We start from the raw sequence: 25467 nt of genomic DNA on the forward strand, positions 1-25467 counted from the left end.
TTATAACGCCATGCAAAGGATTCCGCGCTTTTTATGAAACAAGCTCCTTTTGTCACCGGCGACGGGCAGCTGGTCGAGGCCAGCGTCATCCATTTCAATCAGGATCTGGCCGCGCCGCAGCTCTTCGGCACCTGGCGTCTGAACCACGTTTCGGACGCGCTGCGAGGGCTTGTTCGCGATATCGCCGAGCAGTCCAAGAGCCAGGCCCGCTCCCTGGACCATTACCTGGACATAAGCGGCCGCAGCGGCCATTCGCGCATCGGCATAGACATCCACCTGGGCGACGGCGATCCCGTGGTGTCGGACAAGCACAGGTCCATCGAACTCCCGGTGGTGGTCACAGCCCTCAACAGGCACCTGGCCGAGTCGCTGACGGACCTGCAGGCCCTGACCCTGCGCGCCCCAGTGGACATCGGCAGGCTCTTCGTGCCCCTGGGGGACCATCTCGGGCGCGAGGACGTCCTGGCCGCGCTTGAACGCGAAGAGCTGCTTCTTCCCGAGCACCACGACATAAGCCCCCACGGGGTGGTGGAGCTTCCCCTGGAGAACGTGCGCTACATCATTTCCCAGCGCCTCATCTCCATTCCCAACAACTTTTCCGAGATGATCGTTCGCGGCAAGCACGGCCTCTCCATGTTCCAGCAGCCAGCCCCGTCAGGCCTGCCGGAGGAGCTTGGCCCCAAGGAGTTTCTGGTCAGCGCCATACGCATTTCCCTTGGCCCGTACACGGCGTTCATCTCGCGGCATCTCAGCCACCCGACGGTGTTCCATCTGGCGTCGAGGCTTTTGGACGGGGTGCGCACCACCGGCATGGGCACCCTGCGCCAGGCGGAAATATACAATCGAGGCGACGATTCGGTCAGCTGCAAGGACCTGCGGGTGCGCATCAAGCTTTATCCCGCGGACGAGCGGGTGGCCTCGATCTCCAGCCGGGTGTTGAAGCCCGGAAAGGCCACGGCCATCCTGGGCCGGGGCGTGGATTTCGCGGAAATAACCGACATCTTCAACCCGGAGGCCTGCAACGCGCTGTTCGACGAGATATCCGCCGCTCCGGGACGGGGAGGGCTCTACGGGCGCATCATGATGCCCGGGCGCATCGTGAACATCCCCTGGGAACAGGAGGACATGCGGTGGATTCCGGAATTCCAGTGGCGCCTGGTGTACGAGTGCGCGCGCGGCAACGTGCCGGAATCGGTCCTGGCCGACGAGGAAATCCCCAAGCGTTTCAGGTCGTTCCTGCAGGACCTCAAGTACGTCGGCGGCGACCAGAGCCTCTCCAAGGTGTTCGTGTGCGATTCGCTGCCCCCGGTGGACGCCCTGCGGGTGCTCAAGAGAAACGGCGTGGGCGTGGTGCTCATAAAAAGCATCAACATGCGCGACGCGGACAACGGCGGCAAGCCGGAGTACTACGTCGACCAGTCCTCCTATGAGGAAATCACCCGCCTGTGGCGCGAGGGCATGCGCTTCTACATGGTTTTCGAATCGAACGGGCACTGCCATGTCCGGGAATTCAAGAACGGCTTCTGGGTCACGTCTGAAGGCAAGGAGCGCATTTCCAGGCTGCACACCACGGTGGCCTTCTTCGGTTCCGTGGTGGACGAATTAAAGCCCATCCTGCTTCCGCAGTTGGAGGAGTTTTTCGCCGCCCTGGCCGGGGACGAACGCCTTGGGCAGGGGCTGGCCGTGGCGCACGGCAGCGGCCCGGGCGTCATGAAGGCCGTGGACGACGCGGCCGCCCGGTACGGAATCTACCGCATCGGCGTGGGCATAGACGGCGAGAAGATCGGCCAGGAAACGAACTTCTCCCCCGAGGCCGTGGTGCAGTTCGTGAACATCGCCTTAAACACCCGCCAAGACATCCTGGACCGACGCTCGCTGTTCAAGGTGTTCAACATCGGCGGCTACGGCACCTGCTACGAAATCAACATGGCGCTCACCTTCATGAAGATCGGGCACTGCCTGCCCGCCCCCTACGTGTTCGTGGACCCCATGGGCCTGGGCGGCGACGGAGGCCACCTCTGGCGCAAGGCCATCGAGCAGTTCCAGGAGCTTTCCTCGGCCCATAGCGCGGGCCAGGCCGAGATTCCCCCGCTCGGGCCCATGTGGGTGGTGAACTGCTGCCATCTGGTGAAGTCCTACCCTGAGGCCCTGGCCGTCATTAAGTCGTTTTTGGACGACCCGGCGGCGTACTGGAAAACGGCGGGGATAGAGCTCGCAAAGGTGGAAGCGGCCAGGGACAATCTGGCCAGGGCCGGACTGGTGATCCCGCCCTATATCGACCGGGCCCTGGAATTGGCTGGAATACAAGGATAATTTTGGCTCAGTGCCTAATGAACTCGTGATCCGTTGCCTTGGGAGTAGTTGCAGTATGGAACCGAGATGAAGACGGATAGCGAAAAGAGCCGGGAGGAACTCCTGGCGGAAGTGCGCGAGCTTCGAAGCGCTTTGGACCGCCTCCAAAGTGAATCCGACAGCCGTTACAGGATCCTGGCCGAGAATGCCGAAGATGTCATCTGGACCTTGGATCTCGACCTTCGCTTCACCTACATAAGCCCATCCGTCATGCGTCTGCGCGGGCTGACTCCGGAAGAAGCGTGCCGACAGTCCCTTCAGGAAACCATGACTCCCCAGTCTTTCGCCGATGTGCTGGCCGTATGGAAGAGCTGGCGGAGCGCGGTGGAAAAGGGGGAAGACTCCGAACCCGCCCGGCGGGTCGAGCTGGAACAGTACCGCAAGGACGGCTCCACTGTCTGGATTGAGGTGGTGGTCAAGCCGCAAGTTGACGCAAGCGGGGCGCACACCGGCTTTCTTGGGGTCTCCCGCGACATTACAAGCCGAAAGCGCGCCGAGGAGGCGCTGCAAAAAAGCTACTCCATCCTCCATGAGGGCGAGAGCCTGGCCAATTTCGGTTCCTGGGAATGGGACCTTTTGGACAACTCAGTGGTCTTTTCCGACCAATGGCTCATCATTCACGGCGTCGAAGAACCTCCGCGCACACCGGATGAGGTCATGCCACTTGCCCACCCGGAGGATCTGGCCCACGTGGAGGCTGCCTTGCAGGCGGCCATTGACGGCACAGCGCCGTATGACATCGAGCACCGCATCATACGGGCGGACAACGGACAGGTCCGGCTTGTCCATTCACGGGGGCGCATCCTGCGAAACGAGCGGGGCGACTCGGTTAAAATGTTCGGGGTGGCGCGCGACATCACCGAGCGCAGGCTCAGCCAGGACAGGCTTCAGGCGGCAGTGCGGGCCATGGAGGCGGCCACCAGGGCCAAGAGCGAGTTTCTGGCCAACATGAGCCACGAAATCCGCACCCCGATAAACGCCATCCTCGGCCTGGCCGAACTTTCGCAGCGTGTGCCGGACCCCGAGAAAGTCTCCCGTCACCTGAGCATGATTTCCGATTCGGCCCAGACCCTGCTGACCATTATCGGGGACGTGCTTGACCTCTCCAAGGTGGAGGCCGGAAAGCTCACCTTGGAATCCAGGCGATTCTCGCTCGCGGACGTGGTGAACAAGGTCCTTGCGAACTTCAATTACGCCTGCGGCGAAAAGGCCATAGGGCTCTTAGCCAGCATCGCCCCGGATATCCCGGATCTTCTCAAGGGGGACCCTGTCCGGCTTGGCCAGGTGTTGACGAATCTTGTGGGTAACGCCTGCAAGTTCACGGAACAGGGGAGCGTTACCGTACAGGCTTCGTTGGCGGAACAATCCCGGCCCGGACTGTCCGTTCTCCATTTTGTCGTGCGCGATACAGGCCCGGGCATTGCCCCCGGGGACATACCCACCATATTCGAAAGTTTCCGCCAGGCGGATTCGTCCTATTCGAAGGCGTATCAGGGCGTCGGGCTCGGACTGGCCATCTGCCGGGAACTGACGTCCCTGATGGGCGGGCGGATATGGGTGGACAGCACGCCCGGCAAGGGGAGCGCGTTTCATTTTACCGCCGCGTTCGAGTCGGAAGTGTCCGGTGACAAAGCTGATACACACAAGCACGCACCCCAACCACAGGTTCGTTCCGCCCGGGTGCTCGTGGCCGAGGACAACGACTTCAACCGCATCGTCATCGAGGAGTACATGGCTCTGCTGGGGCACCAGGTCACATCCGTTCCGGACGGCCAAGCCGCGTTGGACTTTCTGCGCGACAATCAGTTTGATATTGTCTTTTTGGATGTTCAGATGCCTTACTTGAACGGCTTGGAGGTGGTGCGGCGCATACGGTCCGGAGAGTGCGGGGAACGGACCGTGGACATTCCTGTGGTGGCTTTGACCGCCTACGCCATGCAAGGAGACAGGGAGCGCTTTCTCGCGTCCGGCATGACCGGATACCTGTCGAAGCCGGTCTCGTTGGGGGATGTCCAAAGTGAGATCGCCCGCCAGCTGGGAAATAAGGCTGCTTCCGCGCATGCCGGTGGCCGGGGCGGGGGTGCCCCCTTTGGGAGCGCCCTGAAGGGGTTCATCCTTTCGCTGCGTGCGAAATATCGGGCGGCCAAGGAAATGGTTGATTCCGGGGACCTTTCCGGGGCAGGCGGAATGGGCCGGGACATGAAGGACGTCTCCAGGTCCGGGGGAGTCGCGGGGCTGCAAGTGGCCGGAGAGGCTCTGGAGAGCGCCTGCCGCCAGGGCGACCAATCGCGGGCCGCCGCCGCGCTCAAGGAAATGGAAACTATGCTGGCCGAATTGGAAAGCCGGTTCGCTGGGAGTCCGGAAAACGTTCCCGGTTTGAATTCCTAGGAACAGGGGGAGCGTGTCAGCGGCGAGGGCTCACGCGCTGGCGATGCATTTTCTGGCCAGGTCCGCCATGATCTCCCTGGCCATCATTTCGGTCTGGGGCTTGGGGAATTGCCCGTCGGCCTTCACGGATTCACCCTTGTGCTGGGTCTCTTCCGTGATGAGCGACGAGAAGAGATAAACGGGCAGGCGCGCCAGGTCGGGATCGTCCTTGATGGACCGGCACAAGGTGTAGCCGTCCATGACCGGCATTTCCACGTCCGTGATCACCACGTTCACCAGCTCCGTGAGTTCCACGCCCGCTTCCTTGGCTTCCTCCGCCTTTTCTTTCAATATGTCCAAGGCGTTCTTGCCGCTGTCCGCGGAAATCACGCTGAAAGCCTCGTCCTGTTCCAAAGCCTTTTTCACCATGCGCCGCACCAGAAGCTGGTCGTCCACGTGCAGCACGTTGATGTTGTGGTCGGACTTTATCCCCGCGGAGACGCCGAAGAAGTCCTTCCCGGATTCCGGGTTGAGCTCGATGACGATCTTTTCCATGTCGAGAATGAAAACAATGTGGCCTTCAAGGTTAACAAGCCCGGTGAAGGCGTTCTTGGAATATTCGTTGATGTGCTTGTTGGGCTGTTCCACATCCGCCCAGCTCAGGCGGTAAATCCTGGTGATGCCCGAGACCAGAAAGCCGGTCATCACCTGGTTGAATTCGGTGATGATCATTTTCTGGGTGTCGTGATCCTCCACCTGGTTCTGCTCCAGGTATCTGGACAGGGAGACGATGGGGACCACCTTGTCCCGGTCTTTGAAATGGAAGGCCCCCCAGACCGAATGGTGCGCTGAGACCGGCGGCCGCATTATTTGCTGGGGAAGGCGGGTGATTTTTAAAACCTTGGCGACGTTTATGCCGTAGAATGCGCGGCTGACCGAATCTCCATTCTTTAGATCCAGGTAGAAAACCATGATCTCAACTTCATTGGTGCCAACTTCGGTAAGAGCCAATTGCCTGTCGTAGCTCATGTCCAACCTCGTGCTTCTGGAGAGGGATACGGTGGGCTAGCGTGGGGCAGGGGCGTGATTCCTGGATTATTTGAAGACAGGGTAGCCGCCACTGCGAGCCGCAACCAAATAAAAGCCGGAAGGATGAATGATTGGCTTCATCAGCTCTATTATGCCTAATGCGAGGACACATCAAGAAAGAAAGTTCCTGCGAAGTGCGGCAGGTTCTTGAATTTTTTTGGATGGATCGGATTGCCTGCCTTGCTCACCTGATTCATGCAACACGCGTGCGGCATGGATTTCTAGGGCGAAATACCTATGTATTTTGATGAGATGCGGTTTGTTCGCACGTATAATGGGTGCGAACAATGTTTAAAAAATCAGAACATGACATTTACTGCGCACGCTGAAATGCAAAGAGATGCGCGCAAGTTGCTTGCGCCTTGTGCATAACACAGGGCGCAGTGAAGATAGGGTGTCTTTGTATCATGGCCAACACTCGAAACGCCGACATGAGCCCTTCGCCGTCATGCGTTGTTTGCAGGGCGCGATCTCCGGGACAAAGCGTGCTCTGGAGATGGTATCACATTCTCATTTCTCGTCACTGCAGGTTCCGGGGTATCATCTTGTCCCAGCGTTTTTCGCGCACCACCTTGCCGTTTTCGCTCAGGCGCCTTGTAACGGTCAGGTTGAAGTTCTTCTCGTCGGATACGAGGGTGTATTTCGCGTCGAGCTTGATGGCCCGGCCGGGCAGGGTGATGGCGTAGTCCGAGACGGCCACATAGGAGGCGTGGGCCGGGTCGTCGTCCTTTACCTTGAAGGTGTTGGTTTCGTGGCGGCGCACGGAGACGTTGCCCACGGTGAAGGTTTCGTCGTCGCCGGTGGTGTATGTGGTGGTGCCGGTGTTCTCGTCATAGTGGGCGGGCCAGTTCCACCCCGTCCGGCATGGTGAGCCGGTCCTTGACTGTGGTGAAGGAGTACTGCGCGGCGGGAGCCTCGGCGGCCCATGCGAGGAGGACGAGGCACAGCGCCGGAATCCGGGCAGCCGAGAGCAGCAGGCGAGCCATGACAGCACCTCCGGTCGATCGATAGAAGCTATCCTGTATTATTTCTGGTTCTCCAGAAAGGCAATGGCCTGGCGCAATTCGGCGAACTGGTAGATGATGTAGTCCGGCTCGGCCCCGCTCGGCTTTTTCCTGCCCTGGTTGGAGGAGAAGAAGACGGTCTTCATGCCCATCTGGCTGGCCCCGAAAACGTCGCGGTACATGTCGTTGCCCACGAAGAGCACCTCTTCGGGCAGCATGTCCAATCCTTCAAGTGCGGCTTTAAAGATTCTGCTGTCGGGTTTTCTGTAGCCCAGGTCGCCGGAGACGATGATGGGGTCGAAGTAGCGATCGATTCCCACGGCCCGCATTTCCGGCAAAGCCCAGGCGCTCTGGGCGTCGGACAGGGCGGCCAGCTCGTAGCGCTGCGACAATTCGTCCAGTATGTTCTGCACTTCCGGGTAGAGCTGCAAGCGGTACCGGGAGATGCCCCGGTACATCTCGGCCATGAACTGCGGCATCCACTTGAGCTTCCCCGGAGGCAGGGCCTTGCAGGCTTCCGGCCTGCGGCGCAGGTACTCCCGCCACAGCTCCACGGCGTCGAACTCCGGGAATTGCTCGGTGCTCTTTTTGCGCTGCTCGTCCATGATGCTGTAGTATTCGTCCCGGACCTCCCAGCGGTGGGCCGGTATGCCCTGATAGGTCAGGAAATGGCTGATTCCACGGTAGATTTCCTCGTTGCCTTCATCGGTCTGGATGTCGACGAGGGTTCCGTTGATGTCGAAAATGATGCCCTTCACGTTCATGGCAGTGCCCTCAATATCTTTTTTGCCTGGTTGACCAATTGCCAGCGGTAACCCCAGTCGATCCAGGAGTTGCGCGCGATGCGCAGCAGGGTGATGCCCATGTAGAAGGGGATGCGCCTGGTGATGGCCCCAAAGGCGCTCGCCCGGTCCGGGAAGTGGCAGCAGTATTCCCAGAGGAAGTGGCCGATGAACGGCTCGGCATTGGCGGGATTTCCCTGTCCCTGGTAAAAGAAATGGGCCAGCTCGCCGCAGAGCCTTCCAAGGTCGAAGGCCCTGTCCGCCCATTGCATGCGCTCCAGGTCGATGGCCAGGACGGACCGGCCCTTGCCGAACAGGAAGTTGGAGGGAGTGGCGTCCCCGTGCACCAGCACGGCCCGGTCTTCCCACATGGCGCCGCGGCCGCGCCAAGCTTCACGCAGGAAACGGAGTTCGTCTGAGTGGTCCGGCCCCATTCCCCGCTTGGTGACGAGCGAACCGATGAGGCGGTCCATGTAGGCGCAGCTGTGGTCGAAGATGACCCCCCAGTCTCCCACGGTCCGGTTGTGCATGGCGGCCAGGAAATGGGCCAGGGCGGTGAGCTTGCGGTAGAGCCTGTCGCGTGCGCCCAGGTGCATGGCCTCGGTGATCACTTTGCTAAGCGAGTCCCCGGTGAGAAACTCCATCATCAGCACGTTGTTTATGGCCGGATTGAAGCCCAGGGGCTTCACCACGTAGTGCGGCCAGGAGTCGAACCCGAGGCCCCGAAGGTGGAGGAGGTTTGAGAATTCGGTTTCTCCGGTCCTCAGGTGATGGCCGTGGAGGAATTTGGGAGGATAGAACTTGGCCACAAGCCGCGCGTTGCTGTGCTTTTCCTCATAGAGGTAGACGTCTCGCGAGCAGGCTGCCTGGAAAACCCGGAAATCCGCATGGGCCGGGTGGGCGCCAAGCTGCGGCAGGATATGGTCGCGCATGTAGGCATGCAGCGGGTCCTGAAGGTCAACATGTCCCAGGTACCTGCCGAACATCGTCACGCTCCGGGCTTTGTTGCAGGGGCATAAGGCGGACGCCATCCAACTGACGAGCCAGACGCGCTGGCGGTACGCCATTATTTATCATCTATGTCACCTGATTGTAACACACAAGGGGAGAGAGCGTGAATTATTTCAGGCCCTGCTGCTCGTCGCCTGAGTGGAGCTCCCAGAGCGATCCGTCGCTCTGGCGCATGATGTGCCGCCCGTCCGGCGTCCTCCCGTGGAGTTCGGAACCGGCCGGGCCGGTGGAGAGGAAAACGGGTGGATGCGAGGTGTCGTGGTCCAGACCGGTGGGGAGCGGCCTAACACGCCGCCTGCGCGAGCAAGCCGGTAAAAACGCAGGTCGGTCCGGGCGTATGGAACGCCCTGGGGGGGGTACTGGTGGATTATCGAGGTTTGTTGAAGCGTTTGGACATGTTCGGGCGATTGGCGATGGCGGTTGCTACCACGGCCTCTCCCGGGTGGTGGAGCACCAATTGCCAACTCCGGATTAAGGCAGCCGGAGCTGGCAATTGGGTAACATTCTTACTGCCCGGCTTGTGGCGTCAAGTTCTTTGCCAGGGAACGCATTGCGTCAGCATGCTCCTTGCAGAGGGGGATGTTGAAGTATTCTATGGAATAACGGGTGAGTTTGATGGCCCCTTGTCCAGTAATGAAATAGTCCTCTTTGTACTTTGAACCACATTGAACCGGGTTTCCGTATTTATCAGTCATGCTTTTCATTTCGAGATTGTGGTCGTGGCTTGATGCAAGGATAATGTACATTACCCTGTTTTTGTAAAAGTAAATCTGAACTTGTTGTTTCGTTTTGATGTCTGCGTACGTTAGGATTTTCACGTCAACAAGCTTGCTGTCTGCCTCTCGAACGGTATTGTATACTTCAATAATATTTTTTTGTTCATATACTGCATTGTCATTCAATAGACAGCCCAGGCTTCCCTCGAATCTTGCCAGCCTAAATATTGTCCATAAGTCATGAGTTGTTATTCCGTTTTTGTCTGCGTTTATTTTCGACTTCACATCATCGAGAGACATGTTGAACTTGATGTCTTGATACCCGTCTATTGTATTTGAAAGACAAAATGAAGGTGCTGATACAATAAGTGCGCATATTATGGAAAATATAGTCTTCATCGTGAACTCCTGTTTTATGCTTGCTGGCCTTTGAAAGTCATGGCCTTATGTCCGGCTTTTCTGTTGGTTCTGTCGAGGGCGTTCGGTGTTGAAACAGCTTCCGCGTTATCGTTCCAGGTGCCAGGAGCGCCTCTGGGGGGCGGCCAGCGGCTTTGTTTGTCTCGGGCGCAATGCAGTTGCGGTTACGCAGCGGCGGATGTCCGGTCACAACGGGACGCCAAGCCCCATTTTATAAGTCATCAAGCAGTGGTGCGCAAGGCGTGAAACTCGCCCGCTTGCGCGCCGGTGTTTTCGTGTTTTCCTGCCTTGTTCGAAGTGCGGCGCGGAATATAAAAAGAGGCATTCCTCTCTGCTTCAACCCAGAATAGGCTGGCTTAACAGCATACATGAAACAGCAACAACAGTTGTACCAGGTGTCACCAGTCTGTTGCCATCGGGGAAACGAATTCAGAACAGCGCATCAGAGAGTAATGGCACACGTTCTTGGACGGCTTGCTTGGAGAGAACTAGGCCGTATGGTCCATGCATATGGTATTCATAGGCGTCTCGGATCAATCTCCATGTGTCTTTGAGTTCTCAATGCTGTCTGGGGTAAGTCCTCCCGGTGTTGATCTCGGACGAGTAAATACATGGGGGAAGGTTTGCGAAGCTTCCCGGACAATGGTAAGGCGGTTACAGGCTGACAGCTTTAATCGGCTGAACCCTTGAAATCTTGCAGTGGCTGTCGGTCGTTGGAGATTATCTGTTCGGTCCGGTAATCCTTACGCTGCCAGAACCGTGATCACTGTGACGGTGTTTTTCATTGTTCCGGTTCATGTATAATGCAGTGTTGATGAAATTGGCATTTCCTGCGCGTGGTCATTCTCTTGACATATAGGAGACAAGCTGTGTTTGCACGACTGAAAATCCAGACAAAGCTTCAGGCAGCAGTGATGGCTATCGTTTTCTTTGCTGTTCTCGTTTCAGCTGGCGTAGCTGTATTTAACATTTACAGTCGTGCTCTCACATTGGGTCAGGCCCTGGCGGAAACCTCCGCGACCGGAGTCAGCGAGGCGGTCATGCTGTATCATCAAACAGCAAAAAGCCTTTTGGAATCCGTCTGTGACAGTCTTCATGCCAGTGTAGATCCATCAAAACTTAACAAAGATACGGACAACAAGTTCGAGGTTGTGGATGGTATAAAGAAAAAGTATAATTCAGATGCGACAATTTTCCTTCGCGAAGGCAACAGCTTCGTACGTATTTCCACGAATGTGGAGCAGGAAGGCAAACGCATGGTCGGCACTTCAATCAAGGAAGGCCCCGTTTATGAAGCCCTTGCCGCCGGGAAATCTTACTCAGGCCTGGCAACCGTAGGCGGCGTGCTGAAATTGGTGGACTACAAGCCGCTTCTGTCTGGCGACAAGGTTGTTGGTGCCATCTTTGCGGGCCAGACCGTGTTCAGCAAACAACTGCAAGAGTATCTCAAGTCCGTGAATGTGGATGGAAAAGGGTATGCATTCATCGTCAACGACAAGGGGTACTTTGTCTACCACCCTGACCAGAAGTTGATAAACCAGGATGTAAATACACTTGGTGCACTTGGGAAACTGCTTATTGAGAACACACAGAAATTTATCTCCTATGAATTCAACGGGACGCAGAAAGTCGCCGCTTTGAAGGATTACCCGCCATTCAAATGGAAAATCTATTTCGGAATGAACCGGGCCGAAACCCTGCACGGCCTGGACTGGGTGATCTACAAATCCTCCCTGACCGGTTTGGTCGGGGCCATGATTCTGGGGGCATTGCTGGCCTACATCATCGCCAAGGGCATTGCCGGCCCTGTGGTTCAGGGCATGGCTTTCGCCCAGGCAATGGCCAAGGGCGACATGTCCCAGGACCTGACGGTGAAGCAGCAGGACGAGATAGGCATGCTTGCCGATGCGCTGCGCGAGATGTCCAGCCGTTTGAACGAGGTGATGGGCGAGGTGTTGGAGGGGGCCAACAACGTGGCTTCCGGCTCCCAGCAGCTTTCGGCGACGTCCGTGTCGCTTTCCCAGGGCGCTTCCGAGCAGGCCGCCAGCGTGGAGGAGGTTTCCTCGTCCATGGAAGAAATGGCCTCCAACATCCAGCACAACGCGGACAACTCCATCCAGACCGCGTCCATGGCCCTCAAGGCCGCCCAGGATGCCGAGGAAGGCGGCCGGGCCGTTAGCCAGACCGTGGGCGCCATGAAGCAGATCGCTGAGAAGATATCGATAGTTGAAGAGATCGCCCGCCAGACCAACCTTCTGGCCCTGAACGCGGCCATCGAGGCTGCCAGGGCGGGCGAACACGGGAAGGGCTTTGCCGTGGTGGCCGCGGAGGTGCGCAAGCTGGCCGAGCGCTCGGGGCAGGCCGCCTCCGAGATATCCGTTTTGTCGTCGGAATCCGTGGAAGTGGCTGAAAAGGCGGGAAGCATGCTCATGGCCGTGGTGCCGGACATCAAGAAAACAGCTGAACTGGTCCAGGAAATCGCCGCCGCCTCCCGCGAGCAGAATGCCGGGGCGGAGCAGATAAACAAGGCCATCCAGCAGCTTGACCAGGTCATCCAGCAGAACGCCTCAGCCTCGGAAGAGATGGCCTCCACCTCGGAAGAGCTCTCCAGCCAGGCCGAACAGCTGCTTTCCGCCGTGAGTTACTTCAAGCTCAGGGGGACCCAGGGCGTGCGCCATTCAAATCCCAAGGCCCTTCCCGCGAAAACGGCAGCGCCCAGGCCCAAAGCCGCGCCAAAAAGGCCGTCCGCACCCAAGAAGGGGGTGGTCCTGAATTTGACTTCGGACACGCACGATGATGATTTTGAGAAGTTTTAGGGCGAGAGACGGAAAAAGGGCTCAGGCGTCATGCCTAAACCCTTGATTTTACTGGCGGGCGGTACAGGATTCGAACCTGTGGCCTTTGGCTCCGGAGGCCCAAGGTTTTTATTTTTACTGGTTTCTACAGATAGCCACACTAGCTCAAATTTATGAGGTTTATTTGATAAGTATTGCCTTGACTTTTTACTGGCTTTTACTATTTTCCAACCAATAGGTTGGAAATAGGGTTGGAAAGTTGAGGTTGGAAAATGGCCAAGCGCCAAAAGACGAAATACCCAGGTGTTTTCACTCGTGAGGCCCGAAGGATTGGCGGGCGCGGTACAGAGTTGGTCTACTACGTCGTCTTCAAAAAGAATGGGAAGCTGATAGAAGAGAAGGTTGGAAGACAGTTTGCCGATGATATGACCCCAGCTAGGGCCGCCGCCTACAGAGCTGAGCGGATAGAGGGGAAACGTCAGTCACGGAAAGACTTGAGAGAAGCTGACACAGCCGCAAAAGAGGCTGAGGCAAATAGGTGGACCATCGAGCGCATTTGGGAAGAGTACAAACATCAACGAGAAATTAAGGGTCTTAAACAGGACGAATGCCGCTATACACTATATATTTCCCCTAGGTTCGCGAACAAGGTCCCCGCTGAGATCCTGACATTAGACGTTGACCGGCTACGGGTTCTTCTGACCAAGAAACAAGGGAAGAGCCCCCAGACTGTTAAGCATGTCATAGCTCTTTTACGTCGCCTTGTTCGATTCGCCGTCCTTAAAGGGCTTTGTCCCGCCCCTGAGCCCTCCAGGCTCTCTTTCGAAATCCCTCGTGTCGACAACTGTAAAACAGAAGATCTCACACCAGATCAGCTTTCGGCACTCATCGAAGCAATGGAGGATGATCCTAACCCCTGGGCTGCAGGCATTATGAAAATGGCCCTGCTCACGGGCATGAGGCGCGGCGAAATGTTTAAGCTCCATTGGGAAGACGTTGATTTCGAGCGGGGTTTTATCCACATCCGCGACCCCAAAGGTGGGCCAAGCCAGAAGGTCCCGCTAAACGATCCTGCCCGTCTGCTTTTCGAGTCACTCCCAAGGACTGATAGCCCTTTTGTGTTCCCTGGCAGGGGGGGGAAGCAGCGAGTAGATATCAACCACCAAGTAGCGCGGATCAAGCAGAAGGCCGGGCTCCCTGATAGCTTTCGAGCCATCCACGGCTTACGGCATGTCTACGCAACCATGTTGGCGAGTTCTGGAGACGTGGATATGTACACCCTTCAAAAACTCATGACGCACAAGAGCCCGCAAATGACCCAGCGTTACGCACACTTGAGAGATGATGCCCTGAAGCGGGCAAGTGGAGTCGCTGGGGAAATATTCAGCAAGCTGACTACAGATAGCGAAGATAGAACAAAAAATGAAAAATCTATAATTTAACTAAGTCGGCCTTGAAATATCATTATTTGTAACTTTGTTCGTTAAGGAGTGTGCAATGCAGATGGTAAAAATTGTTGATTTTGAACTGGGTGACGTGAAGGGAGAGGTTCGGGTTTCAAGAGACGGGTTCGACACTTACTTTGATGTATATATTGATGGAGAATACACGGGTATCAAAGGGCAAATTGATGACTCAACTGCCCATGACTTTAAACATTTCAACAAAACCGAAAGCATTGAAGACATAATGATACAATCACTAATCGATTTGGCAACCAGAGCTGATGAAGAGTTTTTCAAGCCTGTAGAATAGTTGGACGGCTTGGCTGGGGAGTTGCGACCTCCCCAGCCAAGCCTAACCAGTAACCGCATGGAGGTGCGATTATGGCTGGCCCGTCCCTATCCAATGGTCTTTTTGATGGCAACAGCGTCCTCTTGACCCCGCCTCTCTTCCGTAAGCTAGACATCCTCGCCAGAACTCACGCACGCGTCCCAATACAGGTGTACGATTGGTCAGATGCGCCCAGTATGTTGGCCTTTGTTCATCCTATGGTGAGTGGGGTGAGAATTAAGCTCGGCAAACGCGGGTGTAGGGAGATGACAGTCATCTCTCTAGCAAACAGGATTCACCTGGAAGGATTCTACTCCGAAGATTCGGGGATCGACCTTCAACCCGTTCCCCCAGGAGATATTTATCCTTTCGTCGTTTGGCGTGAGATTATGCACGTCCGCTCCAGGGACAACGTGTTGATATTTGACAGAGACATTCCCTCTGGTGGTGTGGAGTTTTGGGCAATCCAACAATTTGCCGAGATGCGTGCCAATTTGCTCGCCTGGAAGGCGATGTATCCAGGGTCTTCCCCCGAATTAAGTCAAAGGGGACTCTACTTCGCGACAGAGTTTGAACATATATGTAGGCCCTATGCGCCCGCTTTGGACAGGTATGCAAACAGAGCCAAGAGAGCCCCCATCCCGCTGGCAAGAGACGAGTACGTCCCCGTAAGTCACGTGGAGGGCATCCCATGGGCGGATGAGGTGCGGGCTGTTCTCCCGTGCGAGTTGGCTGCGTAGCAAACCACAACCGTATGGAGGCGAGACCATGTCCAGTCAGACCCTAAAGAGGGAAGCGCAGGTTATGCCTTCCGGTGCAGACGATGGAGATACTTATGTGAATTGGTTCGCTGACGAGCTTTTTCAGGCCATCGAGCCCCTACGGGTGGCAATAGATCGTATGGGGGCCTATCACCAAGACAACGATGCTATTGCGGGAGATATGATGGTCCTTGAGCGCTTACTCGAGGCCGCAGAAAGTCGTCTTAAAAGTTTTGATCAGGGCATAGCGGACCATTTTGGAGATGTTGGTCTATACCGGGCGACATATACCCATCCCAAACTGTCGCCCAACACAATCACTGGCGTCAGGTTTTGCCCAAGATGACCGCAGACTCTCCATTGTGCGCAGTGGCCAAAGGATAGGTCAACATGCCAGGGGGCGGGATAACTTCCCGCCCCGCCATGTCCTAGGGTGGGGAAGGGTAAGATTGTTTCAAGAATTTGTATTTTAGCCTATATTAAATCATCGCTTGAATATCTCGCTATCGGAGGTGCTTTATGTCTGAAGAGCAAGGCGTACCCTCAGCGACGAATAGCAAGTCACGTATTTCTACACCTCTCATAATTAGCTATAATATTTCATTTGTCCTGCTGTGTCTCCTGGCCGGAATGTTCTTCTGGCATGAGTCGGAAATGAAAAGCCTAAAAGCAGGCAATGAAACCGCAATTGCCACTCAGCTTGCCGTAAAGAACTCCCTACAAGAAATGCTAGAATATCAGCAAAAGCAAAAGAAAGAGATCGAGAATCTGCAAGGGCAAATAGTAGCTATGGCAGTAGCTGTTGATGAGATGGACAAGACTAGGACGGATAAAACATTGAAAGCGATGATAGCGCTATACGATGATTTTGATAAGCGAACAAAAGGGTTTGTCTCATGGGCAACGGCAACTGAGAAGCAGACGTCAGAAAATGTAGCTATTTTTAATAAAAATGTTGAGGTGTACAATAAAAAGATCGCGACGCTGGAAGCCAACGTAAACTATTTAGCTGGCGAGATAGAGAAACATAAGAACGCTTTGTTGCTGCTAATCCGCCGTTAATGATGGCAATTTCAATCTACTGTTGGTTAAGGTGAAACATGGGAAAAGCAACATTTTCAGAAAAAAGAGATTATATTGAATTCTGGTTGTGGGAGTACACCAGGAGGGCTCTTAAGTATGACAAGGAATTAGCAATTTCGAAAACAAACTACTTTGAGACAACCATTGACTATTTCGTGGAAGAATGCTCGGGGGATTATGAATCAGATGTTGCATTTTCTGAGCCTGCTCAACAACACGTCGTTGAGTTAAGTAAGTATATAGTTAGTTATTATAATGGAGTTAATGATGTATTTTATGATAGTTCTGATGAAATATTAATCGCTTTGTTGTCGCATTCTTTTGTTTATAGGTATCCAATACGCAGGGAAGAAAGTGGATACAAGTCAATTTCATGTCACGTCTCAATGGATACGCAGGGTGATGTAACAGAGTCGGTGCTGATTGATTATAGGCAACCGCTTGATACTGTGTTACTTGAAATAAAGCATCTCTATTCAGTAAAAAATTTTGTGTTATGCGACAGAAATAAAAGAGAGATGTATCGTGAAATGGCTAATGAGTGGGAATTCGCTCAGTCAAAAGAAACATCAACTAACTTTGTCAGGGTAAAAATTAATAATACAGCCAGGGCGGTTGGCGTTTGGCTGTGGGACTATGTTGAGAGCGCCAGCATTCCATGGAAGCATCGAGCAAAGTCATATTCAGCTTTTCGTGATAAGTATCAAAATCCATTGAATCCTAAGTTATTCATACAAGGATATGCTAGCGACAATCAACTCGCTGATCTGCTAGATAAGACAAAAGAGTGTGTCGATAAAATGGAAATTTTGCCCATGGGGTGACGCTGCGATCCGTAAGGCTCGACGTATTGGGGGAGAGGAAATCAAATGGAATACAGCGAAGCTCAAGATTACAGGTATTTTATAACTCATTGGAAACACCAATATATGAAACGAAATGTAGATTTCGTTAGTGACCTTTTTAAGGTTAAGAAAGGAGAAATCTCTGCTGAACACTTTTGTGACAAATACAACACGATAATAATGTCGGATGACTACTATGACTCTCTTTGCAGCTCAACAGAAATTTTGTGTTGTTTGATGAGCGATACGTTTGATTATGGTAGTCTAATAATCGAAAAAAGGGCTAATGTACAACTGATGAATATTGTTGCAGATAGTCAAACTCAAGATTATGTTAAGAAATTATATGACGCAGAAATTATAATAGATAGTGGTGGCAAGCCAAGGATTATGTCTATAGATTTCTCAGCACCACTTGCTTCCATATTGTCAGAGGTTAAAATGTATTATGGAATGGTTAACGAGGTAGATGAAATATATAAAGAAGGTTGGGATGAAGCATGTTATAAGGAAATTCAAAGAACTGGAGCTCTTCGGCGGCGGCCAAGAGAAGAAAAAAACCTTACTAGGGCAGTTGGCCTGTGGTTGTGGGATTATCGTGTCATCAATCAAATCCCATGGAAGCATCGTGCAAAGACATACTCAGCATTTCGTAAAGACTTTCAGAACCCCAACAAGCCTGAACTTTTTATTGATAAATATAAATCTGACAACCAACTTGCGGAACTTCTTGATGCGACTAACAACTGCATCGAAAGGATGGAAGTACTCCCAATGGGCTAACCCATAAACCGCTAAGGTTTCTCTTAACCCTTAAGGAATGCCTTAGCAGGGGGGGTATTTCTTTCGCTACTGACTTAGAAGGCCAGCCATCACGGTTGGCCTTTTTGTTTGGCCTGCCAAACACGGTGAAGGAGAAACACCAAATGGGTGAGGTTAGGTATTTGAACGACAAAGACGTGGCGAAGATCACGGGGCTTTCTACCGCGACCCTCAGGCGGGATCGCTTCCTAAAACAGGGGATCCCATACGCCAAGATAGGCCGAGCTTGTAGGTACAAACTGGAAGACGTTGTTGTCTTCATGGACGCCCACAAGGTCCAGACTGAGGCCAGAGGGTAGGGTGTTGCCAATGGGGTTTGATGAGAAAACTAGGGCTGGAGACTGACGCCGTGAGGAGGGACTATTACGAACTCCTACATGCCTGTGTAACGAGGGCGGGCGTCGATGTCCCCACGGCGTGGAAAGTTGTTGATAACATCATCGCGGACCTAGGAGGCTGTTATCTTCCGCAGGGGAATGCCGCAAATGTTAGGCGGGATGAGGAGATATGTGATCTTCGCAGGGCTGGAGAGAGCACAAAGTGTCTAGCTGACCGTTTCGGCATATCACAACGCCACATACAACGCATAGTTCGTGGAGTTGTCCCTGTGGTGAATATCTCTCAAGGAGAGTTAAAAGCGGTAGGGTATAGCTGGAACTACCTCTATACAAGCCTTGGTAGTGTAACAAGAGAGATTATTTCCAGGTAAGCGACGTGATATTATGGAATATGTCGCTGTTATACGATACAAAACAATTGTAGAGGGAGGTAGAGGCGTACGGTCCCTCCACAATCAGCTCTCAATGCCTGCGCGCATAGTTTCAAATCCCAAGAATATCTTGCCGGTTAATCGAGTGTCAAACGGACAACTCATATATTTTTTCTCCAAAGCTACAATAAGAAGAATCAATGGGAGAGTCAGCATGAGTCCATCAAGGGGTACAGAATGGAAGGAATTCTTTCGTGAGCACGGACTGACGCAACATAAAGTAGCCCAGCAAGTTGGCTATAGCGTGCCAAGCGTTGGTCAGTACCTCAACGAATACCGGCCAATGCCTTCACACGTGGTGCGAGATTTCCAGCGCATCCGGGAGAGCGTGCTTGCTAGCCGCGAAGCAGTCTAGAGGGGAGGTGGTCAGACAGATATTGGCAGACGCAAGAAAACCAAAAACGCCCTTCAGCTTGGCGGCAGTGGGCGTCTTGGTACTTGGTTGAACCCCTTACAAGGGACAACGGCATTTTTATAGGCCGTGTTCCTGGCCCCGTCAAGCTCTTCGCGGGGTACAAGGAAAGCAAATGGCACTCCATGGAATTGAACCGCAAAACAACGTCCCTATTGTCTATGAACCCCGCCCAGGTGCCTTGATCCTCGTTGAGAATGCTCTCCAGCCAAACTTAAACACCACTCTGCAGCTAGCCGCTATTTCCCTGCGGCAAATGGATGGGGCTAGAGCCATCGGAGATGAAGCATCGGCCTCACAGTTTGAGTGCGAGCTAGAATACTTTAGCGAGGTCATTGTTGATATTATCGCCATGATGGATCGCCACATCGGCGGTGAATACAGCGATATTCACAAACTAATCCAGGCGGCGAGGTCGGCCCGAGGGGCGATTCAGTGAGCTCTCGCGGTAAGCCCACCCCCCATAAAACAAAGGGGACATGCGCGCTTGGTAGTGAGGCCGCGTACACTGATATCCCCTCCAATCTTGACGCGGAACAGTCCGCCCTCTGCTCAATCTTTGCGCGCCCTGAACGGATGGACGAGGCTGCGAGGGAACTGTCCCCAGCTCACTTCCATTCCCCCGATCATCGCGCGGTATTTTCTGCCATGCTCGCGCTCTGGAGTCAGAAGCGAACGGTTGGAATTCTAACCGTAGCGGACGCCCTGGAACGCATGGGCAAGTTGGATGAGATTGGGGGGACAGTCCGTCTTGCTGAGATAACCAACGGGATCCCCGGTGGATTCCAAGAGTCTGTCCGGCTACTCCAAGAGGCGTCAACACGGCGGGCGATTATTGAGGTCGGATGGGAACTCGTAGAAGGCGGAAAGAACCCGACACGTGATCTCTCCGCCCTTGTGGAAAAAGCGCACAACTTAGGGGAGGGCGGAAAACAGTCCTCCCGCGCGCATCAGGACTTTGGATTCTTAAATCTGACGGACCTCTTATCGGCTCCGCGTCCCCCTCGCTGGCTAATCCGGAACTACATTGAGGCGGACACCTTGTCCGTTCTCTTTGGTGAGGCCGGGAGTATGAAAAGCTTTCTGGCTATCGACCAGGGGCTTTGTATCGCCTCGGCAACGCCCTGGCACGGCCAGGCCATCCCCAACCCCGGCCCAGTCTTCTATATAGCGGGTGAAGGGTTCCACGGGTTGTCCAAGAGAATACAGGCCTGGCTTGTCGCCCACAAAGCGGACTACTCGAAAATTCCGTTTTTCATTTCCGAGGCTCCCGCCCAATTTCTCGACAAAGAACACGCCCAATCCGTTGCGTCTTCCATTGCATCCCTTGCCGAGCAGCATGGGCAACCCCGCCTGGTCATTGTGGACACGCTGAATAGGAACTTTGGCGATGGCAATGAAAACGACACTGAGGACATGAACGCCTTTATTTCGGCGATGAACCAGTTAAAAGCTCGTTTCGGTTGTTCAGTACTTGTTGTGCACCACAGCGGCTTATCCGATAAAAATCGCTCGCGCGGATCGGGTGCTCTCCGAGGTGCGATTGATTTTGAATATAAGTTAGCCGCCAACAATGGGACACGCGTCCTTTCGAACACAAAGTGCAAGGACCACGAACCGCCCCAAAGCATGGCTTTTGAGCATGAAGTAGTAGGAACTGGCTGGACTGACCTGGAGACGCTGGAAGAGATCACCTCTTGCGTGCTTCGCCAAACTGAGATGCCCCTGGAAGACGAGCGTACGGCGATTAGTGGGGCAAAGCGGATTGCCTTGGATGCCCTTAAGCAAGCCTGTGAGTCAGCAGGTGGGTCGGCTCACATAGATGAGTGGCGCAGAATAGCTTACGAGATGGGGATATCCACGGGAACCCCCCAGGCACGTAAGAAGGCTTTCAACCGCGCATCAAGGGATCTCATTGGCGCGGATATCGTCCAAATCGAAAACAACCTCTGCTCCATATTGCCTGGGGTACATGGGGTACAAAGGGGGGACATGTACCCCTCTGTACCGGGCACAAGGGGGGTACATGGGGTACACACCTCTTTAGAGGTGTACCCTTGTACCCCTGCCAGTACCCCATCAGCCTCTTTCCCGGTGATGGAAGCAGAAAACCCATTCGCCGAGGTCAGCTATGGATAGTTTCACTCCCTGGCAGACCCCCAAAGGAGTAAAGCTCCTCTTGGCCCCTCCACCATGGACCCGGGACACGCTGAGACTGTGGGATATGCTTCGCGAGTCCTGGGAATGGCCCGCAGATATCCCGGTGATGTCAGCAGAACAGGCAAAGGACTATCTGGAGCGGGCAGAAGACGCCCACATGCGGCACGGTTTTAACGTTCTGCCAGCATGGCGTGGGCTGCGAATCCCCGACAATTGCCCCTTTGGCGTGGCTGTGGACCTGCAGTCTTGTTTCTTGGCAGCGAGCTATGGGGACATCTATTCCTCGCGCGGCACGGGGCAATCTTTGGCAAACTGGAGGGAACAGGCATGAGGCTTACCTACGACACCCTAGAGACGCTCGAGCCTCGCCTTAAAGAGGCTGAGGCCTTAGCATTGAAGTATGCGGGCGAAAATAACGACTTCCTTTGGTTCTACAAGATTCGCCCTGCCTTCAAGAGCTTGGTGGGGTACGGCAGTAGCCACCCAGACCCCGTAGTTAGGTCTGGGAAGGCGTACCAGGTCGCCCACAGCCACATTCTGGCGGTCTACGATCAACGGAGGCCTGCCGATGAAGGGTAAAACCCGAAAACGAACATTACACGTTATCATAGACACTCGAGAACAACTGCCTTTCCCCTTCGCCTCCGACAAATACCCCGCACAAGTTGAACGTGGAACGCTGAAAACCGGCGACTACAGCCTGGCTGGCCTTGAGCATTGCGTCGCCATCGAGCGCAAGTCGCTTGATGATCTGATTGGATGCCTGATCATGGGCCGTGATCGGTTTGAACGTGAGCTTGACCGCGCCCGCTCCCTTGAGTGCTTCGCGGTAGTCATTGAGGCCAGTCTCGAAGACGTATCCCGCCATCGTTATAGCTCCAGGATGGACCCACACGCAGCCCTGCAAAGCATCCTCGCTTTCCAGGTGCGCTACCGGTGCCCGTTCGTGTGGGCAGGAACCAGAGCGGGAGCGGAGTACGCCACTTATTGGACCCTGGAGAAGTATCAACGCGAGCGGGAGGAGAGGGATCTCGAGGCAAAGGCCGTCGCAGAGCTCGAAAGCCTGAGCGAACGTTGGAACGCTCCAAAGCTTGGGGACCCCAAGAAGGTACGCGAAACAAGCCATGCCTGAAAAATCAGAAATGAAACAGAAAATAACCCCCTCCACGGCGTTCAAGCCTGGGCAGTCCGGGAATCCCAAAGGGAAGCCCAAGGGGGCGCTAAATCACGCCACAAGGACCGTTTTGGCGCTTCTTGATGGTGAATCCGAGGCATTGACCCGCAAGGCGGTTGAGAAGGCTTTAGAGGGCGACTGTGTAGCTTTGAGGCTATGCCTTGAGAGGCTGTGCCCCCCTAGGAAGGATAGTCCCGTCATCTTGGCCGGGCTCCCTAAAATCGAAACGGCGGTAGACATCCCCAGGGTGACTGCCAGGATACTGGAAGTAGTCGCCGAGGGGACCATTACGCCCAGCGAAGGGCAGGCAGTGGCGGGGCTGGTGGAATATCACCGCAAAGCGATTGAACTAGCTGAAATAGAACAACGTTTGAGTGCTCTCGAAGCGAAGGAGAACTCGAAATGAACGGCATAGGCAAACGACTGAAGCGACTTGAGGGGCCCTCAACACTCAACGGGGAAGTACCTGCGTGGTGTGTGGAATGTGCAGGGGTAGAGGCCCGCTTAGACTTCATAACTCCGGGCGAAGTGCAGGATCGGGCGGAGATGATCTCCAGGCAATACCGAAGCAAAGGAGCCTATCTCGATCACCAGCAACAAAGATTCCACGATTTCATAGAAGCAGGGTGCGTGGCGTGAGTGTTGTAAGCAGAATGGACAGGATGACAAAACACAACGAGTACAGGCGTGTGCATATCATTGTTGTTAAGCCTCATGAGAATGAATCTCTTGCGAGAGATAGATATGAGTCCAGTGGGGAAGTTATATCCGGTGAAGACAAAGTAGCATTCATTCGTCCTGGAATGACTCGCCGCAAATGATCAGGGTAAATAAATATTCGCACGATGAGGAGAACCATCAATGGGAATGATGAACAGATTGGAAAAGCTTGAGTCAAAGAGATGCGGCGCAACGGTACCGCTCTGGCTGGATCGAAGGGACGGAGAAACGGAAACTCAAGCCATTTCAAGAACCCTGGCGGACTATCCACATGCCGGGCGCGGGTCTGATCTGGTTTTTGTTTCCTGGGAATATGCCCCGAAGGAGGGTTTCTAACATGCCGGTGCTGAAGGAAATTGGTGATGCCCTTAATGGGCTTAATCAGGGAATTATCCAAGGGATGCTGCTTTACCGTCAACGCCAGCAGGACGACATCCAGCGGCAGAACATGGAACGGCAGAACAGGCTTGCGGAGAACACGCTAACCATGGCCCAGCGGAAGATGGCCAAGGAAGACGCGTTCATGCGTGCCATCGCCACTGGTGACATGTCCGCCCTATTTAATGGTGATCTACAGACCCCGGGCACCCCCCCTAATGTCGTAAATGCGCCCCTCCAGGTACCGGGACAAGGACCCACACTCTCTCCCAGCATGTCCCCCAGCCCCACGGCACAACTTCCGCAGAACATGTCCGACCTCGTAGATTGGACGGGAAGATATCACGGGCTCGACCAGCAACTTTGGAGAAACCAGATCGCGGCGGAGTCCGGGGGAAATCCTAACGAGGTGAGCCCCAAGGGCGCGCGGGGAATTGCTCAGATCATGCCCGAAGCTGGGAAGCCATATGGCCTGGACGATTCGAACGCCTTTGACCCGTACAAAAACTTGATGACCGGGGCGCAGATAATGAAAGCGCTCAAGGATAAATACGGCGGGGACACAAAAAAGGCGCTCTGGGGCTACAACGCAGGCACCGGCAACGTAGACAAGGGAGTTTATCCCGCAGAAACACGGGACTACATCAAGAAGATAACCGGCCAGGATTACGACCCTCAAGCTATTGGAACCAATATCGCCGCCAACACAGGGAACACCGCCACGGACGTCCCCATGGGGTTCGGCGGTGGCGTAAACCCTAACGCTATGGTCCCTGTTGGTGGAAGGAACTACCGCGTTATCGACCTTGCCAACAACCCGAAGTTCGTCGATCTGATGGTCGCTGGAGCGGCCTCCGGGTTTGAGGGGGCCAAGAATTTCCTTGGGGCAATCGAGTCAGTAAAAAAACTGCAAGCCCCGGAAAAGTTCGACGGAGCCCAGTGGTTCAAGGCCAAATACGGCCGGGACTTCGACCCCACAAACGCGAATGAGGCCAACCTAGTCCAGGGGTACAACCGGGCCAATTCGACCCAACAGGTCAACATTTCCAACAATGTGGACATGAGCCGGGAGAAGGAACTCCAGGTCGAGCTTGGGAAGAACTGGGCGAAGGAATACGACCTAGCGCACCAGGACGCTAAGGCGGCGGGCGCGGCGCTTGGGCAGATATCCGTGGCTAAGGGCCTGCTCAACAAGGGTATGGAGACGGACGCTTTCACCCCGCTCAAGGCTAAGGTCGCGGCCATATCTCAGGCGCTAGGGATCGACCCCAAGAACATCGGCCTTACCGACGCCACCACGCCGCAGATATTCCAAAGCGCGGTGATGAAGAACCTCTTGACCGAGTTGATGGCACAGAAGGGACCACAGACCGAGGGCGATGCCCAGCGGGCTATGGCTACCTTTGCCCAGCTTGGGAACACCACAGAGGCAAACAAGTTCATCCTCGACTACGCGGAAGCGCTCGCCAAGCGTAAGCAGGAATACGCCACCTTCCTTTACAAGACGGGCACAGAGAAGCACGGCGGGGACGCTTACAAGGCGCGCCAGGACTGGGAACAGTACATCCAGGATAATCCTATTCTGGATTCCATACCGCTGCCAAAGGTTGGGGCTACAAAGGACACAATGGCTACGCCCCATGGTGGGGCGACATATAAAACCCCGGAGGAAGTCAGGTCCGCCTTCGAGAGGGGGGCTCTCACCAAAGAGGGCGCGGCCAGCATCCTGCAAAATCAGTTTGGGATGGAGTAGAGTATGGTTAAGGCGATTGAATTCCTTGAAGCCAGGCCCCCCCGAAAGCAGTCAGCCCTTGAATTTTTGGAAGCTGGCTCTGCTCCTGTGGAAGAGGCACCCGATCTTTCCGCCATCGGCCCTGAAGGTGTTTTCTACCAACCTCCGGCGGATTCCAAAACCTCCGCAGCACTCAAGCCATCGGCCGTTAAGCCCCTGGGCATCAAAGACCTTATCGCCATAAAGTATGCGGCGGACGACGGGCAGCGAGTGGCGGTTGCCGCTCAAGCCCTGGGCCGTCCGGA

The 25467-nt window shown here is 54.6% G+C and carries 24 protein-coding genes; 18 read left to right on the plus strand and 6 right to left on the minus strand.

Annotated elements, in window-relative coordinates:
* The first annotated feature begins 33 nt into the window (after positions 1 to 33).
* Both HY795_15595 and HY795_15600 read left to right on the plus strand, forming a co-directional pair.
* Complete coding sequence (locus HY795_15595; GenBank protein ID MBI4806648.1) at positions 34 to 2313, plus strand: Rossmann fold nucleotide-binding protein; 2280 nt, start codon at positions 34 to 36, stop codon at positions 2311 to 2313.
* 66 nt (positions 2314 to 2379) lie between these two features.
* Positions 2380 to 4740 (plus strand): PAS domain S-box protein, encoded by a 2361-nt coding sequence (locus HY795_15600; GenBank protein MBI4806649.1) that lies wholly within the window; start codon positions 2380 to 2382, stop codon positions 4738 to 4740.
* A 30-nt stretch (positions 4741 to 4770) separates the two neighbouring features.
* Here the strand turns inward: HY795_15600 and HY795_15605 are convergent, their stop codons facing one another.
* The 6 genes from HY795_15605 to HY795_15630 all read right to left on the minus strand — a co-directional run bounded on the left by HY795_15605 (position 4771) and on the right by HY795_15630 (position 9720).
* The gene (locus tag HY795_15605) at positions 4771 to 5748 is read right to left on the minus strand and encodes a chemotaxis protein CheV (GenBank protein ID MBI4806650.1); all 978 of its coding nucleotides are present in this window, start codon (positions 5746 to 5748) and stop codon (positions 4771 to 4773) included.
* Between the two features lie 580 nt (positions 5749 to 6328).
* Positions 6329 to 6586, minus strand: a complete 258-nt coding sequence (locus HY795_15610) for a hypothetical protein (protein MBI4806651.1) — start codon at positions 6584 to 6586, stop codon at positions 6329 to 6331.
* Positions 6587 to 6638: 52 nt separating this feature from the next.
* On the minus strand, positions 6639 to 6794 hold the full coding sequence (locus tag HY795_15615) for a hypothetical protein (protein ID MBI4806652.1): 156 nt from the start codon (positions 6792 to 6794) through the stop codon (positions 6639 to 6641).
* A gap of 38 nt (positions 6795 to 6832) precedes the next feature.
* A complete protein-coding gene (locus HY795_15620) occupies positions 6833 to 7576 on the minus strand; it encodes an HAD family hydrolase (protein MBI4806653.1) in 744 nt (247 codons plus the stop codon).
* Positions 7573 to 8580 (minus strand): aminoglycoside phosphotransferase family protein, encoded by a 1008-nt coding sequence (locus HY795_15625; GenBank protein MBI4806654.1) that lies wholly within the window; start codon positions 8578 to 8580, stop codon positions 7573 to 7575. The genes HY795_15620 and HY795_15625 overlap by 4 nt, the downstream gene beginning before the upstream one ends.
* 531 nt (positions 8581 to 9111) lie before the next feature.
* The gene (locus HY795_15630) at positions 9112 to 9720 is read right to left on the minus strand and encodes a hypothetical protein (GenBank protein MBI4806655.1); all 609 of its coding nucleotides are present in this window, start codon (positions 9718 to 9720) and stop codon (positions 9112 to 9114) included.
* 1169 nt (positions 9721 to 10889) lie between these two features.
* Here HY795_15630 and HY795_15635 point away from each other — a divergent pair.
* From HY795_15635 to HY795_15710, 16 genes are all read left to right on the plus strand, one after another.
* Positions 10890 to 12554, plus strand: coding sequence for a Cache 3/Cache 2 fusion domain-containing protein (locus tag HY795_15635; GenBank protein MBI4806656.1), 1665 nt, complete (start codon positions 10890 to 10892; stop codon positions 12552 to 12554).
* A gap of 251 nt (positions 12555 to 12805) precedes the next feature.
* Positions 12806 to 13975: a site-specific integrase gene (locus tag HY795_15640; protein MBI4806657.1), complete on the plus strand. Its 1170-nt coding sequence runs from the start codon at positions 12806 to 12808 to the stop codon at positions 13973 to 13975.
* A 55-nt stretch (positions 13976 to 14030) separates the two neighbouring features.
* Positions 14031 to 14288 (plus strand): hypothetical protein, encoded by a 258-nt coding sequence (locus HY795_15645; protein ID MBI4806658.1) that lies wholly within the window; start codon positions 14031 to 14033, stop codon positions 14286 to 14288.
* A 71-nt stretch (positions 14289 to 14359) separates the two neighbouring features.
* Positions 14360 to 15046: a hypothetical protein gene (locus tag HY795_15650; GenBank protein ID MBI4806659.1), complete on the plus strand. Its 687-nt coding sequence runs from the start codon at positions 14360 to 14362 to the stop codon at positions 15044 to 15046.
* A gap of 28 nt (positions 15047 to 15074) precedes the next feature.
* Positions 15075 to 15413, plus strand: a complete 339-nt coding sequence (locus tag HY795_15655; protein MBI4806660.1) for a hypothetical protein — start codon at positions 15075 to 15077, stop codon at positions 15411 to 15413.
* 173 nt (positions 15414 to 15586) lie between these two features.
* Positions 15587 to 16129 (plus strand): hypothetical protein, encoded by a 543-nt coding sequence (locus tag HY795_15660; protein ID MBI4806661.1) that lies wholly within the window; start codon positions 15587 to 15589, stop codon positions 16127 to 16129.
* Positions 16130 to 16167: 38 nt separating this feature from the next.
* Positions 16168 to 16974 carry a hypothetical protein gene (locus HY795_15665; GenBank protein ID MBI4806662.1) on the plus strand — a complete coding sequence of 269 codons (807 nt, stop codon included), beginning with the start codon at positions 16168 to 16170 and terminating at the stop codon, positions 16972 to 16974.
* Positions 16975 to 17019: 45 nt separating this feature from the next.
* A complete protein-coding gene (locus tag HY795_15670) occupies positions 17020 to 17778 on the plus strand; it encodes a hypothetical protein (GenBank protein ID MBI4806663.1) in 759 nt (252 codons plus the stop codon).
* Between the two features lie 358 nt (positions 17779 to 18136).
* Positions 18137 to 18526: a hypothetical protein gene (locus tag HY795_15675; protein MBI4806664.1), complete on the plus strand. Its 390-nt coding sequence runs from the start codon at positions 18137 to 18139 to the stop codon at positions 18524 to 18526.
* Between the two features lie 587 nt (positions 18527 to 19113).
* A complete protein-coding gene (locus tag HY795_15680) occupies positions 19114 to 19437 on the plus strand; it encodes a hypothetical protein (protein ID MBI4806665.1) in 324 nt (107 codons plus the stop codon).
* Positions 19434 to 21137 carry an AAA family ATPase gene (locus tag HY795_15685; protein ID MBI4806666.1) on the plus strand — a complete coding sequence of 568 codons (1704 nt, stop codon included), beginning with the start codon at positions 19434 to 19436 and terminating at the stop codon, positions 21135 to 21137. The genes HY795_15680 and HY795_15685 overlap by 4 nt, the downstream gene beginning before the upstream one ends.
* Positions 21130 to 21489: a hypothetical protein gene (locus HY795_15690; GenBank protein MBI4806667.1), complete on the plus strand. Its 360-nt coding sequence runs from the start codon at positions 21130 to 21132 to the stop codon at positions 21487 to 21489. Before HY795_15685 ends, HY795_15690 begins: the two co-directional genes overlap by 8 nt.
* The gene (locus HY795_15695) at positions 21486 to 21737 is read left to right on the plus strand and encodes a hypothetical protein (protein MBI4806668.1); all 252 of its coding nucleotides are present in this window, start codon (positions 21486 to 21488) and stop codon (positions 21735 to 21737) included. The genes HY795_15690 and HY795_15695 overlap by 4 nt, the downstream gene beginning before the upstream one ends.
* Complete coding sequence (locus HY795_15700; GenBank protein MBI4806669.1) at positions 21727 to 22290, plus strand: ERCC4 domain-containing protein; 564 nt, start codon at positions 21727 to 21729, stop codon at positions 22288 to 22290. Before HY795_15695 ends, HY795_15700 begins: the two co-directional genes overlap by 11 nt.
* Positions 22283 to 22738 (plus strand): hypothetical protein, encoded by a 456-nt coding sequence (locus HY795_15705; GenBank protein ID MBI4806670.1) that lies wholly within the window; start codon positions 22283 to 22285, stop codon positions 22736 to 22738. Before HY795_15700 ends, HY795_15705 begins: the two co-directional genes overlap by 8 nt.
* A 651-nt stretch (positions 22739 to 23389) precedes the next feature.
* Positions 23390 to 25183: a lytic transglycosylase domain-containing protein gene (locus HY795_15710; GenBank protein ID MBI4806671.1), complete on the plus strand. Its 1794-nt coding sequence runs from the start codon at positions 23390 to 23392 to the stop codon at positions 25181 to 25183.
* Positions 25184 to 25467 lie beyond the last annotated feature (284 nt).

Source organism: Desulfovibrio sp. (assembly GCA_016208105.1).
Lineage (GTDB): Bacteria > Desulfobacterota > Desulfovibrionia > Desulfovibrionales > Desulfovibrionaceae > Fundidesulfovibrio.

Coding starts and splice junctions, on each gene's coding strand:
- HY795_15665 (MBI4806662.1), top strand. CDS start 16,168: ATGGGAAAAGCAACATTTTCAGAAAAAAGAGATTATATTGAATTCTGG.
- HY795_15650 (MBI4806659.1), top strand. CDS start 14,360: ATGGCTGGCCCGTCCCTATCCAATGGTCTTTTTGATGGCAACAGCGTC.
- HY795_15655 (MBI4806660.1), top strand. CDS start 15,075: ATGTCCAGTCAGACCCTAAAGAGGGAAGCGCAGGTTATGCCTTCCGGT.
- HY795_15710 (MBI4806671.1), top strand. CDS start 23,390: ATGCCGGTGCTGAAGGAAATTGGTGATGCCCTTAATGGGCTTAATCAG.
- HY795_15630 (MBI4806655.1), bottom strand. CDS start 9,720: ATGAAGACTATATTTTCCATAATATGCGCACTTATTGTATCAGCACCT.
- HY795_15705 (MBI4806670.1), top strand. CDS start 22,283: ATGCCTGAAAAATCAGAAATGAAACAGAAAATAACCCCCTCCACGGCG.
- HY795_15675 (MBI4806664.1), top strand. CDS start 18,137: ATGAGAAAACTAGGGCTGGAGACTGACGCCGTGAGGAGGGACTATTAC.
- HY795_15670 (MBI4806663.1), top strand. CDS start 17,020: ATGGAATACAGCGAAGCTCAAGATTACAGGTATTTTATAACTCATTGG.
- HY795_15595 (MBI4806648.1), top strand. CDS start 34: ATGAAACAAGCTCCTTTTGTCACCGGCGACGGGCAGCTGGTCGAGGCC.
- HY795_15640 (MBI4806657.1), top strand. CDS start 12,806: ATGGCCAAGCGCCAAAAGACGAAATACCCAGGTGTTTTCACTCGTGAG.
- HY795_15615 (MBI4806652.1), bottom strand. CDS start 6,794: ATGGCTCGCCTGCTGCTCTCGGCTGCCCGGATTCCGGCGCTGTGCCTC.
- HY795_15605 (MBI4806650.1), bottom strand. CDS start 5,748: ATGAGCTACGACAGGCAATTGGCTCTTACCGAAGTTGGCACCAATGAA.
- HY795_15660 (MBI4806661.1), top strand. CDS start 15,587: ATGTCTGAAGAGCAAGGCGTACCCTCAGCGACGAATAGCAAGTCACGT.
- HY795_15645 (MBI4806658.1), top strand. CDS start 14,031: ATGCAGATGGTAAAAATTGTTGATTTTGAACTGGGTGACGTGAAGGGA.
- HY795_15625 (MBI4806654.1), bottom strand. CDS start 8,580: ATGTTCGGCAGGTACCTGGGACATGTTGACCTTCAGGACCCGCTGCAT.
- HY795_15620 (MBI4806653.1), bottom strand. CDS start 7,576: ATGAACGTGAAGGGCATCATTTTCGACATCAACGGAACCCTCGTCGAC.
- HY795_15700 (MBI4806669.1), top strand. CDS start 21,727: ATGAAGGGTAAAACCCGAAAACGAACATTACACGTTATCATAGACACT.
- HY795_15680 (MBI4806665.1), top strand. CDS start 19,114: ATGGCACTCCATGGAATTGAACCGCAAAACAACGTCCCTATTGTCTAT.
- HY795_15690 (MBI4806667.1), top strand. CDS start 21,130: ATGGATAGTTTCACTCCCTGGCAGACCCCCAAAGGAGTAAAGCTCCTC.
- HY795_15695 (MBI4806668.1), top strand. CDS start 21,486: ATGAGGCTTACCTACGACACCCTAGAGACGCTCGAGCCTCGCCTTAAA.
- HY795_15600 (MBI4806649.1), top strand. CDS start 2,380: ATGAAGACGGATAGCGAAAAGAGCCGGGAGGAACTCCTGGCGGAAGTG.